Here is a 15,042-nt window from a genome sequence, read left to right on the forward strand (position 1 = left end):
CTTAATTCTTTGCGACAGCGGGTTGGGCTGTCGTCGGCGCTACGGGTTCCCGCCAGCCAACAGCGAGGCCGTTGGCGTAGCGCAGATCGATGCGCGCAATGTTCGTAATCTGCTCTTTCAGCGTCTTGTCATAGATGGCGATAAAGCGGCGCATCTTTTCCACCAGGTTGCCGCGTCCCAGCAGCAACTCTATGCCGGGGCCGGAACTGCCGGCACCGGTGGTCAGGAACCAGCTGCCGCGTTCACGCAATTCCAGGCGTGCAATCGAAAAACCCAGCGGGCGCAACATCTGGCTCAGCACCTGATACTGCTGCATCACCTGCTGCTGAGCCCGTTGTGGGCCGAACAGCTGCGGCAGGTGTTCGTAGTTCGCCAGTTCCTTGGGCGTGAACGCCTGGCCCTGGTTGTTGAGCAACGACTCGTCGCCCCAACGCGCCACCGGCAATTGCTCTTCCAGGCGGATCACCACCTGATCCGGCCACACCCGACGCACTTCGGCGTGGGCGATCCACGGCATCTGCTCGAGCTCGGTACGCATACCGGCGAGATCGATGGTGAAGAAGCTCGACGCCACGAACGGCGCGATCCGCTGCTGCACCGCCTGCTGGCTGATGTAGCTCAAGTCGCCCTGCACCGCGATCTTGCTGATCGGCCGGTCGGCGTACGGCAGCAGACGCTGCGCGCCTTCGTAGGTGCCAAAGCCCAGCGCCACCAGCAGCACTGGCCAGAACAGGCTTTTCAGAAAGCTGAAATTGGCTTTCGGCAGGCGCGCGGACATCGGCTCTTTCGCCACCATTCGGCTGGCACCCCGCGGCACCGGCTTGCGGCCGGGTGCGGGTGGCTGATGTCTGAGATGAGCGCCTTGCATGGTCTTAACCTCGCGCCTCTGTTGCGCCTGCGTCTTCAACGCTGGCGGCCAGAATGGCCAGAACCAGTTGCTGGAAATCCAGACCGGCAGCCCGCGCCGCCATCGGCACCAGGCTGTGATCGGTCATGCCCGGTGCGGTATTGACTTCGAGGAACCAGAACTGCCCGTCGGCGTCCTGCATCACGTCCGCCCGGCCCCAACCGGCGATACCCAGCGCCTCACAGGCCTTGGCCGTGAGTTCCATGAGTTCCTGTTCCTTGGCCGCATCCAGCCCGCTCGGAATGCGGTACTGGGTATCGTTGGCGATGTACTTGGCGTCGTAGTCGTAAAATGTGTGCGGTGTACCCAGGGCGATTGGAGGCAACACCTGGTCACGCAGGGTGGCGATGGTGAACTCCGGACCTTGAATCCATTGCTCGACCAACACTTGCGAATCGTAGGTACTGGCCGCTTTCCATGCGTCGATCAACTCGGACGCAGAATTCACTTTGGCCATCCCGATACTTGAACCTTCATGCGCCGGTTTGACGATCAAAGGCAGGCCCAGTTCCGTCGCTGCGGAAATACAATCGGCTTCGCTGCACAGCACGGCGTGACGCGGCGTCGGAATCCCGAGACTGTGCCAGACCTGCTTGGTGCGCAGTTTGTCCATCGCCAGTGCGGAAGCAAGAATGCCGCTGCCGGTGTAAGGGATGCCCGCGCACTCGAGCAGGCCCTGCATGCTGCCGTCTTCACCGCCGCGACCGTGGAGAATGATGAACGCGCGGTCGATCTTTTCGCTGAGCAGACGCCGCAGGAAGTCTTCACCGACATCGATGCCGAACGCATCGACGCCAGCGCTTTGCAGCGCCTCGAGCACGGCGTTGCCGGATTTCAGCGAAACCTCACGCTCGGCACTCAGGCCGCCGAAGAGCACGGCGACGCGGCCGAAGTCTTTCGGCGCGATGGTGGAGAACAGATTGGCGTAGGCAGCAGTCATTTCAACTTCCCCTCGACCGGCGCCGCCACGGCGCCGGCGAACAATTCACTTTTCAACAGCTTCGGCGCGAGACCGCCGATATCACCAGCGCCCTGGCACAGCAGAATGTCGCCGGCGCGCAGCAGCGGCTTGACCAACGGCGCCAGGTCAACGCCACGCTCGATGTAGATCGGGTCGAGCTGACCGCGCTGGCGGATGCTGTTGCACAGCTTGCGGCTGTCGGCGCCCGGGATCGGCTCTTCGCCGGCCGGATAGACTTCCATCAGCAGCAGCACGTTGGCGTCGGCCAGTACATTGACGAAGTCGTCGTACAGATCACGGGTGCGGCTGTAGCGGTGCGGCTGGTAGACCATCACCAGACGACGCTCCGGCCAGCCACCGCGCACGGCTTTGATCACCGCAGCGACTTCGGTCGGGTGGTGACCGTAGTCGTCGACCAGCATCACGTTGCCGCCGTCCACCGGCAGTTCACCGTAGACCTGGAAGCGTCGGCCAACACCCTGGAAGCCCGACAGGCCCTGAACGATGGCTTCATCGCTGACGCCTTCGTCGGTGGCGATGCAGATGGTCGCCAGCGAGTTGAGCACGTTGTGGTTGCCGGGCATGTTCACCGACACGTCCAGCGGCTCGCGATCCGGGCGCAGGACGGTGAAGAAGGTCTGCATGCCCTGCTGACGGACATTGATCGCGCGCACATCGGCGTCTTCGCTGAAGCCGTAGGTCACGGTCGGACGCTTGACCAGCGGCAGGATTTCGCGCACCACCGGATCGTCCAGGCACATCACCGCCAAACCGTAGAACGGCAGGTTGTGCAGGAATTCGACGAAGGTTTTCTTCAGTTTGTTGAAGTCACCGTCGTAGGTCGCCATGTGGTCGGCGTCGATGTTGGTGACCACGGCCACCAGCGGCTGCAGATGCAGGAAGCTCGCATCGCTTTCGTCGGCTTCGGCGATCAGGTAACGGCTGGTGCCAAGCTGGGCATTGGTGCCCGCTGCGTTCAGACGACCACCAATCACGAATGTCGGGTCCAGACCACCGGCCGCGAACACCGAAGCGATCAGGCTGGTGGTGGTGGTTTTGCCGTGGGTACCGGCGACGGCGATGCCGTGGCGATAGCGCATCAGCTCGGCGAGCATTTCTGCGCGCGGCACCACTGGAATGCGGCGCTCAAGGGCAGTCGCCACTTCCGGGTTGGACGTGTTTACCGCGCTCGACACCACCAGCACGTCGGCGGTAGCGGCGTTCTCGGCACGGTGACCGATGAAGATCTGCGCGCCGAAGGTTTCCAGGCGCTCGGTGACCGGCGAGGCTTTCAGGTCGGAACCGGAGACTTGATAGCCCAGGTTCAACAACACTTCAGCGATACCGCACATGCCCACGCCGCCGATGCCGACGAAGTGGATGCGACGGATGCGGCGCATTTCCGGTTGTGGCATGGCTTTCTGATTCTCAACCATGGGCCACCTCCAGACAGGTATCGACCACGCTACGGGTGGCATCGGGTTTGGCCAGTCGGCGGGCCGCTTGGGCCATTGCTTCGAGTCGTTGCGGTTGCATCAAGACCTCTGTCAGGCGCGCGGCAAGATCCGCGGCACCAGTCGTTCTTTGCGGCATCAGGAAGGCAGCGCCTTCGCGGGCCAAATAATCGGCGTTGCGGGTCTGGTGATCGTCGATCGCGTGGGGCAAGGGCACCAGCATCGAGGGCAGACCGGCGGCCGCCAGCTCACTGATGGTCAACGCGCCAGCGCGGCACACCACCAGGTCAGCCCAGCCATAGGCCTGGGCCATGTCTTTGATGAACGGCTGCACCTGCGCTTCCACACCCACGGCGCGGTAACGCTCGGCAGTCACTTCATCGTGATTTTTGCCGGCCTGATGAAACACTTCCGGGCGCAGGTCGGGAGCGACTTGGGCCAGGGCTTCAGGCAGCAATTTGTTCAACGGTTCTGCGCCCAGGCTGCCGCCAAGGATCAGCAAACGCGCTTTGCGCCCGGTCAGCGCCGGTCGCGATGTCTCGAGGAACAGCTCGCTGCGCACCGGATTACCGGTGGTACGGCGGCTGTCCGACAGAGTAAAGGTGTCGGGGAACGCTTCACACACTCGGGCGGCGAACGGCACCAGCAACCGATTGGCGGTGCCGGCGACAGCGTTCTGCTCGTGAACGATCACCGGCACGCCAGCCAGTTTCGCGGCAAGACCACCAGGGCCGGTCACATATCCGCCAAAGCCAACCACGCACACCGGTTTCAGGCGGCGCATGATCGCCCGCGCCTGCCACACCGATTTCAGCAGCATCAGCGGCGCCTTGAGCAGCGACAGCTTGCCCTTGCCACGCAGACCGCTGGCGTTGATCCGGTGCAGTTCAAGCCCAGCCGCCGGGACCAGTTCGTTTTCGATCCCCCGTGGCGTGCCGAGCCAGTGCACGGTGTAGCCGCGCGCCTGAAACTCGCGGGCACAGGCCAGCGCCGGGAACACGTGGCCGCCGGTACCGCCGGCCATGATCAATACGTTAGCGCCCATGAGTCGGCTCCTCGGCGAAGTCGCTCTCCTGGAATTCCATCTCTTCGCTGCCCAGGTGGGTTCGACTCTCCCACTCGATGCGCAGCAACAGGCCCAGACAGGCGCAGCAGATCACCAGCGAGCTGCCGCCGTAACTGAGGAACGGCAAGGTCAGACCCTTGGTTGGCAGCAGGCCGACGTTCACACCGATGTTGATCAGGAACTGACCAATCCACAGGAACGACAAGCCGTAAGCCACGTAAGCGGCAAAGAACTGCTTGGCCTTCTCCGCCCACAGGCCGATGTACATGCCGCGAATACACACGAACACGAACAGCGCGACGGTGCACAACGAACCCACGGCGCCCAGTTCTTCGGCAAGTACCGAAAACACGAAGTCGGTATGCGCTTCCGGCAGATAAAACTGTTTCTGCACGCTGTTGCCCAGGCCGACGCCCAGCCACTCGCCGCGACCGAAAGCGATCAAGGCCTGCGACAACTGATAACCGGCGCCGAACTGGTCGGCCCACGGGTCGGCGAAGTTGGTCAGACGCGCCATTCGATACGGCTGCATCTGGATCAGCAAAACCACCGCGCCAACCGCCAGCACCACCATCAGCGAGAAGCGGAACAGCCCGACCCCGCCAAGGAACAGCATCGCCGCCGCCGCGCCCATCATGACTACGGTGGCACCGAAGTCCGGTTCCATCAGCAACAGACCCGCCATCGGCAGCAGGACGATGAACGGCTTGAAGAAGCCCATCCAGCTCTCGCGCACTTCTTTCTGCCGGCGCACCAGATAACCGGCGAGGTAGATCACCACGAACACCTTGGCGATTTCCGACGGCTGCACGTTGAAGAAGCTGAAACCGATCCAGCGCATCGAACCGTTCACTTCGCGGCCGATGCCGGGGATGATCACCATCACCAACAGGCCGAACGCACCGATCAGCATCATCCAGCCGAGGCGCTGCCAAGTGGCGATCGGGATCATCATGGTGACAATGCACGCGCCCAGACCCAGCACCACATAGATAAGGTGGCGAATCATGTAATACAGCGGACTGCCCGACTGCGCCGCCGCCACTTCGGTGGACGCCGAGGCGATCATGATCAGGCCGAGACCGAGCAGCGCCAGGCAACCGGCGAGCATCGGGAAGTCGAGGTCGATGCCACGCCCGGTGATCAGCGGCGACGGGTACGGCTTGATGATGTTTCTCAGGTTCATGCCAGTTCCTCCACAGCGCGGACGAACCGGTGACCACGGTCTTCGTAATTCTTGAACATGTCGAAACTGGCGCAGGCCGGCGACAGCAGCACCACGTCACCCGGCTGGGCAGCTGCGCGGCATTGCGCGACGGCGTCGACCAGCGAGGTCGCGCGGATCAGCGGCACGGCATCGCCAATGGCTGCGCCGATCTTGTCGGAGTCGCGGCCCATCAGGACCACAGCGCGGCAGTTGGCCGCCACCGGATCGCGCAGATCGTTGAATTCGGCGCCTTTGCCGTCACCGCCGGCGATCAGAATGACCTTGCCGTCGATGTCCGCACCGAGGCCTTCGATCGCGGCCAGAGCGGCGCCAACGTTGGTGGCTTTGGAGTCGTTGTAATAGGCCACGCCGTCGAGATCGCGCACCCACTGGCAACGATGCTCGAGGCCGGCAAACGTACGCAATGCAGAGAGCATGGCGTCGAACGGCAGACCCACAGCGTGACCCAGTGCCAATGCGGCGAGCGCGTTGGACTGGTTATGCGCACCGCGAATCTTCAGTTCACGCACGGGCATCAGGTTCTGGAATTCGAAGGCGAGGTACTTCTCGCCGTCTTCTTCGCGAATGCCGAACGCTTTGAAATCCGGTTTGCTCAGGCCAAAGGTCCAGCATGGCTGGCCTTCGCCGATCAATGGACGGCTTAGGGCGTCCTGACGGTTGACCACAAACTGCTTCGCGCCCCGGAAGATCCGGTGCTTGGCCAGGTGATAGGCTGGCAGACCGCTGTAGCGATCCATGTGGTCTTCGCTGATGTTCAGTACGGTGGCGACTTCGGCGTTGAGCTGGTCGGTGGTTTCCAGCTGGAAACTCGACAACTCCATGACGTACAACTCGACATCGTCGCTGAGCAGATCCAGCGCCGGCGTGCCTAGGTTGCCGCCAACGGCGACGCGCTTGCCGGCCGCAGCCGCCATCTCACCGACCAGCGTGGTCACGGTGCTTTTCGCGTTGGAGCCGGTGATCGCGACGATCGGCGCCCGCGCGTAACGCGCGAACAACTCGATGTCGCCAGACATTTTCACGCCACGGGCAGCGGCGGCTTGCAGGGCCGGGGTCGCCAGCGCCAGGCCGGGGCTCACGTAGAGCTCGTCGGCACGGCAGAGGAATTCGACGTCCAGCTCGCCACAACGCACTTCCACGTGCGGATAGTCACGCTTGAGCATGGCCAGTTCCGGTGGATTTTCCCGCGTGTCGGCCACAGCAAACGACGTGCCCCGGTTCGCCAGGAAGCGAACCAGGGACATGCCGCTCTTGCCGAGGCCGACAACGATGCGGAAGTGGTCAGAAGCGATCAGAGACACTCGTTCTACCTCAGCTTCAGGGTGGCAAGGCCGACCAGGACGAGAATCACGGTGATGATCCAGAAACGGACGATCACGCGCGGCTCAGGCCAGCCCTTGAGTTCAAAGTGGTGGTGAATCGGCGCCATGCGGAACACGCGGCGACCGGTCAGCTTAAAGGAGGCAACCTGAATGACCACTGACAGGGTTTCCATCACGAACACGCCGCCCATGATGAACAGGACGATTTCCTGACGAACGATCACCGCGATGGTGCCCAGTGCCGCACCGAGTGCCAGGGCACCGACGTCGCCCATGAACACTTGCGCCGGATAGGTGTTGAACCAGAGAAAACCGAGACCGGCACCGATCAGCGCACCGCAGAACACAATCAGCTCGCCCGCACCCGGTACGTAAGGAATCAGCAAATACTCGGCGAATTTCACGTTACCCGACAGGTAGCAGAAAATCCCCAGACCGCCGCCGACCATCACCGTCGGCATGATCGCCAGGCCGTCGAGGCCGTCAGTCAGGTTGACCGCGTTGCTCGAGCCGACAATGACGAAGTAGGTCAGCACGATGAACCCGGCGCCCAGCGGAATGCTGTAGTCCTTGAGCATCGGCAGGATCAGTGTGGTTTCCACCGGCGTCGCGGCAGTCATATAAAGGAAGATCGCAGCGCCGAGACCGAACACCGACTGCCAGAAATACTTCCAGCGGCTCGGCAGGCCACGGGAGTTCTTCTCGATGACTTTGCGATAATCGTCGACCCAGCCGATGGCGCCGAACAGCAGGGTCACCAACAGCACCACCCAGACGTAGCGGTTGCTCAGGTCAGCCCAGAGCAAGGTGCTAACGCCGATCGACGATAGAATCAGCGCGCCCCCCATGGTCGGGGTGCCGGATTTGGACAGGTGCGATTGCGGGCCGTCGTTGCGCACCGATTGGCCGATCTGACGGTTCTGCAGAGTACGGATCATCCACGGGCCATAGCACAGCGACAAGACCAGCGCGGTCAGCACACCGAGAATCCCGCGCAGGGTCAGGTACTGGAAGACCGCGAAGCCTTTGTAGAACTGTTGCAGATACTCCGCTAGCAGCAGCAGCATTAATGTTTCTCCAGACTGGACCCGCACAGAGCCGCAACGATGTTTTCCATCGCTGCGCTGCGCGAACCCTTGATCAAAATGGTGGTGTTTGTGTCCTGCTCGGCGGCGAGGGCCTGGATCAGCTCGGCCTGGGTGCCGAAGTGCTGCGCCTGCTCACCGAAAGCGTTTACCGCGTGGACCATGTTCGGCCCGACCGCGTAAAGCGCAGAAACCTTGCCTCGGGCGTACTCGCCCACGTCGCGGTGCCCCTGCTCCGCCCAGTCGCCCAACTCGCCGATATCGCCGAGCACCAGGACGGTGCGGCCGGAAAAGCCGGCGAGTATATCAACGGCCGCGCACATCGAGGTGGGGTTTGCGTTGTAGGTGTCATCGATCACGCGCATGCCGTTTTTCGCCAGTTGCGCGACGGTGCGCCCCTTGACCGGTTGCACCGCGCCCAGCCCGGTGGCGATGCCGAACAGCGACACGCCCAAGGCGTGGGCAGCAGCGGCGGCAGCCAGGGCATTGGCGACGTTATGGGTACCGAGCAGGTTCAGTTGCACGCGCTCGCTACCTTCAGGGGTGTGCAGGTTGAACGCCGGGCAACCGCGGGCATCAGTGGCCAGATCGCTGGCGTGGAAATTCGCCTCGCTGTTGCTCAGGGCGAAGGTCAGCACCTGACGACCGGCAGCGCGGGTCCTCCAGATACCGAAGGCCTTGTCATCGAGGTTGAGCACGGCGATGCCATCGGCGGCCAGGCCTTCGATGATTTCACCTTTGGCTTCGACGATTTTTTCCGGACCGCCGAACTCACCGACGTGAGCGGTGCCGGCGTTGTTCAGGATCGCTACGTGCGGCTTGGTCAGGCCGACGGTGTAAGCGATCTCGCCCAGACGTGAAGCGCCCAGTTCGATGACAGCCGAGGTGTGTTCCGGCGCCAGTTCGATCAGGGTCAGCGGCACGCCGAGGTCGTTGTTCAGATTGCCACGGGTCGCCAGCACCGGACCGCGCGTGCGCAGGATGCTCGCGAGCATTTCCTTGACCGTGGTCTTGCCACTGGAACCGGTCACCGCCGCCACTGGCTGGGTGAACGCAGCACGGTTCAACGCGCCGAGTTGGCCGAGGGCCTGACGGGTGTCCTTGACCAGCAATTGCGGCAACGCGCTGTCGGCGACTTCACGCTCGACCAATGCAGCGACGGCGCCTTTGCCAGCGACGTCGTTAAGGTAGTCATGACCGTCGAAACGCGGGCCGGTCAGGGCGATGAACAACTGGCCGGGCTGAATGGCGCGGCTGTCGATACTGACGCCGTCGAAACTCGCGTCAGCGCCGATCAAACGGGCTTCGAGGGCGTTGGTCAGTTCACTAAGTGTCAGAGCCTTAAGCATGGGCCACCTCCCACGCGGTCAGAGCATGATCAGCCTCGACCAGATCGGAGAAGGCATGGCGCACGCCGTTGATTTCCTGATAGTCCTCGTGACCTTTGCCGGCGAGAACAATCACGTCGTCAGCGGTCGCGCCGGCGATAAGTTGTGCGATGGCCTGGCCGCGACCGGCGACGAAAGTGACTTTATCCACAGCGGTGAAACCGGCGCGGATGTCGTCGAAAATCACCGCAGGATCTTCGGTGCGCGGGTTGTCGTCGGTGACCAACACCTGGTCAGCCAGACGCTCGACCACTTCGGCCATCAACGGACGTTTGCCGCGATCGCGATCACCGCCGCAGCCGAACAGGCACAGCAATTGGCCTTTTACGTGCGGGCGCAGTGCTGTGAGAACTTTTTCCAGTGCATCCGGGGTGTGGGCGTAATCGACCACCACCAACGGCTGCGTGCCACCACCCAGACGCTGCATGCGACCGGCCGGGCCTTCGAGCTTCGGCAGCACCTTGAGAATTTCGTCGAGGGCGTAATCCAGACCGAGCAAGGCGCCGACTGCGGCCAGCACGTTACTCAGGTTGAAACGACCAAGCAGCGTACTGCGCAGGTGATGCTCGCCCTGCGGCGTGACCAGCGTGGCGCGTACACCATGGTCGTCGAACTGCGCTTCGCGGCAGAACAGGTAGGCACTGCTGTCGAGCAGACTGTAGGTGATCAAACGCGACTCGCGCTTTTCCGCCGCCAGTTGCCGGCCGAAATCGTCGTCGAGATTGACCACGCGGCACTTGAGGTCATTCCAGGCGAACAGCTTGGCCTTGGCCTCGGCGTACGCCTGCATGGTGCCGTGATAATCCAGATGATCGCGGGACAGGTTGGTCATCACCGCCACGTCGAACGCCAGCGCGGTGACCCGGCCCTGATCCAGACCGTGGGACGAGACTTCCATGGCCACGGCTTTGGCACCGGCCTTTTTCAGGTCACCCAGGGTCGCTTGCACGGCAATCGGGTTCGGCGTGGTGTGCAGGCCGCTTTCAAGCGCGCCGTAGAAACCGGAACCCAGCGTACCGACGATGCCGCAATGCTGGCCGAGCAGATCCAGCGCCTGCGCGACCAATTGGGTCACGCTGGTCTTGCCATTGGTGCCGGTGACACCGATCAGGTTCAGGTGATGACTCGGCTCACCGTAAAAACGCCCGGCAATGTCCGAAAGTTGCGCCGCCAGACCCTTGACCGGAATCAGCGGCACGTCAGTGATCGGCAGCACGGTGGCGCCTTCGACTTCATAAGCCACGGCAGCCGCGCCGCGTTGCAAGGCATCGGCGATGTGCGCACGGCCATCGAAGCGGCCACCGGGCACGGCGAGAAACAGATCGCCGGCGCGCACGTTGCGGCTGTCCAGCGCCAGTTCACGGATCAACAGATCGTGGCCGGCGTGGGGAAATATCTTGTTCAGACTTAATGACATCAGCCGCGCCCTCCATTGGCTTTCAGCGGAACGACCGGGGTGGCGTTGGCCTGTTGGGTGGTCGGCAGGTTGTCCGGGGTCACGTTCATCAGACGCAGGGTGCCGGACATCACACGGCTGAACACCGGCGCGGACACCAGACCACCGAAGTACCCGGCCTTGGTCGGTTCATCGATCACCACAACGATGGCGTAACGCGGATCGCTCATCGGGCCGAAGCCGGCGAACAGCGAACGGTAGGAGTTTTCTGCGTAGCCCTTGGTGCCGACCGAAGTCTTGCGCGCGGTACCCGACTTGCCGCCGACGTGATAAGCCGGCACCTGCGCACGGAACACGCCGCGCGGCGCTTCGATTACCTGCTGCAACATGCCCTGCATGGTTTTCGCCACGGCTTCCGGCAGCACTTGGGTGGTCTGCGGCATCTTGTCGGTTTTGATCAGCGTCAGCGGCGCGAGACGACCGTTGTTGGCCAGTGCCGAGAACGCGTGCACCAACTGGATCGCGGTCACGGAAATACCATAGCCGTAAGACAAGGTTGCAGTTTCAGCCTTGCGCCATTCGCGGTAGTTGGGCAGATTGCCGACACGTTCGCCGGGGAAGCCCAGGCCGGTGTCCTGACCGAGGCCGACTTTCTGCGCGAGACGGAAAATGGTTTCGCCGCCGATATCGAAGGCGACCTTACTCATGCCGACGTTACTGGAATTGATCAGGATGCCGGTCAGATCGAGCACTGGCCCTTCGGTCTTCGACACGTCTTTAATGGTGTATTTGCCGATCTGCAACGAGCCCGGATACACCTCGACGGTGTCGCTCGGTTTCCAGCGGCCGGTTTCGATTGCCGCGCTCATGGAAATGGCTTTCATGGTCGAACCCGGCTCGAACACGTCGATCATGGCGCGGTTGCGCATCATCGCCGGTTGCAGGTTGCGACGGTTGTTCGGGTTGTAGGTCGGCTGGTTGACCATGGCCAGGATCTCGCCGGTCTTTACGTCCATGATCACCAGACTGCCGGCCTTAGCGCCGTTTTCGATGATCGCGTTGCGCAGCTCGCGGTTGGCCAGGTATTGCAGACGCAGGTCAATCGACAACGCCAAGGGCTTGCCGGCCTTGGCGTTCTTGGTGACTTGAACATCCTTGATCAACCGGCCACGGCGATCCTTGATGACTTGTCGTTTGCCCGGCACCCCGGCCAGCCATTCGTCATAGGCGAGCTCGACGCCTTCGCGACCGTGATCGTCGATGTCGGTAAAGCCGACCATGTGCGCGGTGACTTCACCGGCCGGGTAGAAGCGGCGGAATTCTTCGATGCCATAGACGCCCGGCACTTTCAGATCGAGCACAGCCTGACCCTGCTCGGGGGTCAGCCCGCGCACCAGGTAAATGAATTCTTTGTTGGCCTGGGCTTCGAGTCGCTCGCTCAGGGCTTTCGGGTTCTGGCCCAGCGCGGCGGCGAGTGCCGGCCACTTCTCTTTGGCCGACTGCATTTCCTTGGCGTTGGCCCACAGCGTGGTCACTGGGGTACTGACAGCCAGAGGCTCGCCGTTACGGTCGGTGATCAGGCCACGGTGCGCCGGAATCGGAATATGCCGCAGGCTGCGCGCATCGCCCTGCCCTTTGAGGAAGTCACGGTCGACCACTTGCAGGTCGATGATGCGCCAGCAGATCGCCGCGACCATCAGACCGAGCAGCGCCACCATCAGGCGGAAGCGCCATGGGAACAGCGCGCCTTCGAGTTTCATCATGGCGCCACCATCTTCACGTCAGCCGCGCCAGGTATGTGCATCTTCAGTTGTTCGGTGGCCAGCACTTCGATGCGGCTGTGCGCAGTCCAGGTGCTCTGCTCGAGAATCAAGCGGCCCCACTCGGCCTGCGCCTTGTCGCGCACGCTGAGTTCGTTATAAAGGGTGTTGAGCAACTGCCGGTTCCAGTGCGCGCTGTACGACACGGCAATGGCCGAAAACAGCACGCCGATAAACAGCAGCAGCATCAGAAAGCTGCCGCCGGGCAGTGGTTTGGCGAAAAGCTTGCTCACCGCAACTTCTCCGCGACACGCATGACGGCGCTACGGGAACGTGGGTTGGCTTTGAGTTCGGCGTCGGAGGCCGTCTGCGCTTTGCCGTGGATTTTGATTTTCGGTTCGAAGGCGACGTGGCGAACCGGCAGGTTGCGCGGCAGGTTGTCGACTTCGCCTTTCACCAGCTTGCGCATGAACAGTTTGACGATGCGGTCTTCCAGCGAGTGGAAGCTGATGACCACCAGACGGCCGCCAACTTCCAGCGCTTCCAGTGCGGCGTCGAGACCGGCCTCCAGATCGCCGAGTTCGTTGTTGACGTGAATGCGCAACCCCTGGAACGCGCGGGTGGCCGGGTTCTTGCCCTTTTCCCACGCCGGGTTGGCGACTTTCAGCACTTCGGCCAGATCGGCGGTGCGCTCAAACGGCTTGATGTCACGACGCTCGGCGACGGCACGGGCCATACGCCCGGAGAAACGTTCTTCGCCATATTCCTTGAACACCCGGGCGATTTCTTCCACCGGCGCGGGTGTTGACGAATTCGGCAGCGCTGATGCCACGGGACGGATCCATGCGCATGTCCAGCGGCCCGTCATTGAGGAAACTGAAGCCGCGCTCGGCGTCATCGAGCTGCGGCGACGACACGCCGAGGTCGAGCAGAATGCCGCTGACCTTGCCGGTCAGGCCTTGCTCGGCAACCACCGAACCGAGCTCGGCAAAGCTGCGCTGCACAACGACAAAGCGGCCGTCTTCGGCCGCTAGCGTTTGCCCGGTGGCAATCGCTTGAGGATCCTTGTCGAATCCGATGAGTCGACCGTCCGGCCCGAGCTGGCTGAGGATCAACCGGCTGTGCCCGCCGCGCCCGAACGTGCCGTCCAGATAGCAGCCATCAGGACGTACGGCGAGAGCCTCGACGGCTTCGTCAAGCAGTACGGTGATGTGGTTAAAGCCGCTATCAATAGTCACAGGATCAAATCACGCAGTTCATCAGGCATCGCGCCCGGTTGTTGAATAGCAGCAAGGTCAGCGGCAGATACCGCATTCCATGCATCCTCGTCCCACAATTGGAACTTGTTCAGTTGGCCGACCAGCATCGCGCGCTTATCGAGCTTGGCGTATTCGCGCAAACGCGGCGGAACCAGGAAACGACCACTGCCATCGAGTTCGAGGTCGACGGCATTACCAATCAATAAACGTTGCAGGCGACGGTTCTCTTCGCGAAGCGAAGGGAGTGCGCGCAACTTGGTTTCAATAATTTCCCACTCATCGAGCGGATAGACACACAGGCACGGATCAACGGCATCAATGGTCACGATCAATTGGCCGGAACTGCGCGAATCGAGCTCGTCACGGTACCGGCTCGGCATGGCGAGACGGCCCTTTGCATCGAGACTGATAGCGTTAGCTCCGCGAAACACGTCAGCGTTTCTCCAATTTTTATCGTTTTGAGCTCAAAAAACCCACTTCATGCCACTTTCCGCCACTTGCGCACACTATAGGAATGCGCCCACCACACCGTCAAGGCGCGGATTAAAGGAAAAGCCTTACAGAACGGAGATTTAGCGACGTAAAAGGAGGCTCAACGAGAATCTGACGTGAAGTTTTGGTCAATAACTTGATGCAGCACTGAAAGCTGCGCTCGAAAGTTAAAGTAGTTTGTTAAGAGTAAGATTTTTTCGGTATTACAAAGGCGCTTCGGCTGTTGATTGAAGCAGGGTGGGAAAAGGCTATTACCGCGTTTGCCGCTGCCGGAATTTCAGACCAGGCCGGCTGATATTACACAGCCGCGTCTTTTTTGTTTCAAGCAGGGAAAGAAAAAGGTGGAGAGTCGATCTGTAAGCCGGGTTCTGTCTTGAACAGTCATTCGTCTACGATGGCCATCACTGGACATCTTTAGCAACCTACCCGGTCCCAGCGCGGGCCACGCCTTGGGACCCTATTTGGTCTTGCTCCAAGTGGGGTTTACCTAGCCACGAACTGTTGCCAGACGTGCGGTGCGCTCTTACCGCACCTTTTCACCCTTACCGGCGCTTGCGCGCTTAGGCGGTTATTTTCTGTGGCACTTTCCGTAGGCTCACGCCTCCCAGGCATTACCTGGCACTTCGCCCTATGGAGCCCGGACTTTCCTCCCCCCCCTAATTTTCATAGAGGGCAGCGACTGTCCGATCGACTCTCCGCCGCGAAGGTTAACGGCAGAGCGCCG

The 15,042-nt window shown here is 61.9% G+C and carries 12 protein-coding genes, 1 other RNA gene and 1 pseudogene; all 14 read right to left on the bottom strand.

Going from position 1 to position 15,042, the window contains the following annotated elements; genetic code table 11:
• Position 1: 1 nt before the first annotated feature.
• The 14 genes and pseudogenes from ACZ9BE_RS19350 to rnpB all read right to left on the bottom strand — a co-directional run bounded on the left by ACZ9BE_RS19350 (position 2) and on the right by rnpB (position 15,013).
• On the bottom strand, positions 2 to 868 hold the full coding sequence (locus tag ACZ9BE_RS19350) for a cell division protein FtsQ/DivIB (protein ID WP_039761388.1): 867 nt from the start codon (positions 866 to 868) through the stop codon (positions 2 to 4).
• Positions 869 to 872: 4 nt separating this feature from the next.
• Positions 873 to 1,847, bottom strand: coding sequence for a D-alanine--D-alanine ligase (locus ACZ9BE_RS19355; protein ID WP_476249829.1), 975 nt, complete (start codon positions 1,845 to 1,847; stop codon positions 873 to 875).
• A complete protein-coding gene (gene murC / locus ACZ9BE_RS19360; protein WP_024014243.1) occupies positions 1,844 to 3,304 on the bottom strand; it encodes a UDP-N-acetylmuramate--L-alanine ligase in 1,461 nt (486 codons plus the stop codon). The genes ACZ9BE_RS19355 and murC overlap by 4 nt, the downstream gene beginning before the upstream one ends.
• Entirely contained in the window at positions 3,297 to 4,367 is a 1,071-nt protein-coding gene (gene murG / locus ACZ9BE_RS19365) for an undecaprenyldiphospho-muramoylpentapeptide beta-N-acetylglucosaminyltransferase (protein WP_353188635.1), read from the bottom strand. Before murG ends, murC begins: the two co-directional genes overlap by 8 nt.
• Positions 4,357 to 5,574: a putative lipid II flippase FtsW gene (gene ftsW / locus ACZ9BE_RS19370; protein ID WP_016773276.1), complete on the bottom strand. Its 1,218-nt coding sequence runs from the start codon at positions 5,572 to 5,574 to the stop codon at positions 4,357 to 4,359. The genes murG and ftsW overlap by 11 nt, the downstream gene beginning before the upstream one ends.
• The gene (gene murD, locus ACZ9BE_RS19375; protein ID WP_476249830.1) at positions 5,571 to 6,917 is read right to left on the bottom strand and encodes a UDP-N-acetylmuramoyl-L-alanine--D-glutamate ligase; all 1,347 of its coding nucleotides are present in this window, start codon (positions 6,915 to 6,917) and stop codon (positions 5,571 to 5,573) included. The genes ftsW and murD overlap by 4 nt, the downstream gene beginning before the upstream one ends.
• A 5-nt stretch (positions 6,918 to 6,922) precedes the next feature.
• Positions 6,923 to 8,005, bottom strand: a complete 1,083-nt coding sequence (mraY, locus tag ACZ9BE_RS19380) for a phospho-N-acetylmuramoyl-pentapeptide-transferase (protein WP_016773275.1) — start codon at positions 8,003 to 8,005, stop codon at positions 6,923 to 6,925.
• On the bottom strand, positions 8,005 to 9,372 hold the full coding sequence (locus ACZ9BE_RS19385) for a UDP-N-acetylmuramoyl-tripeptide--D-alanyl-D-alanine ligase (protein WP_423665168.1): 1,368 nt from the start codon (positions 9,370 to 9,372) through the stop codon (positions 8,005 to 8,007). The genes mraY and ACZ9BE_RS19385 overlap by 1 nt, the downstream gene beginning before the upstream one ends.
• Entirely contained in the window at positions 9,365 to 10,828 is a 1,464-nt protein-coding gene (locus ACZ9BE_RS19390) for a UDP-N-acetylmuramoyl-L-alanyl-D-glutamate--2,6-diaminopimelate ligase (RefSeq protein WP_039761379.1), read from the bottom strand. Before ACZ9BE_RS19390 ends, ACZ9BE_RS19385 begins: the two co-directional genes overlap by 8 nt.
• Positions 10,828 to 12,567: a peptidoglycan D,D-transpeptidase FtsI family protein gene (locus tag ACZ9BE_RS19395; RefSeq protein WP_174823877.1), complete on the bottom strand. Its 1,740-nt coding sequence runs from the start codon at positions 12,565 to 12,567 to the stop codon at positions 10,828 to 10,830. Before ACZ9BE_RS19395 ends, ACZ9BE_RS19390 begins: the two co-directional genes overlap by 1 nt.
• Positions 12,567 to 12,860 (bottom strand): cell division protein FtsL, encoded by a 294-nt coding sequence (gene ftsL, locus ACZ9BE_RS19400; RefSeq protein ID WP_016773269.1) that lies wholly within the window; start codon positions 12,858 to 12,860, stop codon positions 12,567 to 12,569. Before ftsL ends, ACZ9BE_RS19395 begins: the two co-directional genes overlap by 1 nt.
• Positions 12,857 to 13,805 (bottom strand): annotated as a pseudogene (gene rsmH, locus ACZ9BE_RS19405) (16S rRNA (cytosine(1402)-N(4))-methyltransferase RsmH). Before rsmH ends, ftsL begins: the two are co-directional and overlap by 4 nt.
• Positions 13,802 to 14,257, bottom strand: a complete 456-nt coding sequence (gene mraZ / locus ACZ9BE_RS19410; RefSeq protein ID WP_007917012.1) for a division/cell wall cluster transcriptional repressor MraZ — start codon at positions 14,255 to 14,257, stop codon at positions 13,802 to 13,804. The pseudogene rsmH and the gene mraZ overlap by 4 nt, the downstream one beginning before the upstream one ends.
• A 402-nt stretch (positions 14,258 to 14,659) precedes the next feature.
• Positions 14,660 to 15,013: RNase P RNA component class A (gene rnpB / locus ACZ9BE_RS19415), an RNA gene on the bottom strand.
• Between the last annotated feature and the right edge of the window lie 29 nt (positions 15,014 to 15,042).

The organism is Pseudomonas sp. TE9122 (genome assembly GCF_056278925.1).

Excerpts from the sequence above, each read along its gene's own strand:
- ACZ9BE_RS19350 (WP_039761388.1), bottom strand. The coding sequence starts at position 868 with ATGCAAGGCGCTCATCTCAGACATCAGCCACCCGCACCCGGCCGCAAG.
- ACZ9BE_RS19355 (WP_476249829.1), bottom strand. The coding sequence starts at position 1,847 with ATGACTGCTGCCTACGCCAATCTGTTCTCCACCATCGCGCCGAAAGAC.
- murC (WP_024014243.1), bottom strand. The coding sequence starts at position 3,304 with ATGGTTGAGAATCAGAAAGCCATGCCACAACCGGAAATGCGCCGCATC.
- murG (WP_353188635.1), bottom strand. The coding sequence starts at position 4,367 with ATGGGCGCTAACGTATTGATCATGGCCGGCGGTACCGGCGGCCACGTG.
- ftsW (WP_016773276.1), bottom strand. The coding sequence starts at position 5,574 with ATGAACCTGAGAAACATCATCAAGCCGTACCCGTCGCCGCTGATCACC.
- mraY (WP_016773275.1), bottom strand. The coding sequence starts at position 8,005 with ATGCTGCTGCTGCTAGCGGAGTATCTGCAACAGTTCTACAAAGGCTTC.
- ACZ9BE_RS19385 (WP_423665168.1), bottom strand. The coding sequence starts at position 9,372 with ATGCTTAAGGCTCTGACACTTAGTGAACTGACCAACGCCCTCGAAGCC.
- ACZ9BE_RS19390 (WP_039761379.1), bottom strand. The coding sequence starts at position 10,828 with ATGTCATTAAGTCTGAACAAGATATTTCCCCACGCCGGCCACGATCTG.
- ACZ9BE_RS19395 (WP_174823877.1), bottom strand. The coding sequence starts at position 12,567 with ATGAAACTCGAAGGCGCGCTGTTCCCATGGCGCTTCCGCCTGATGGTG.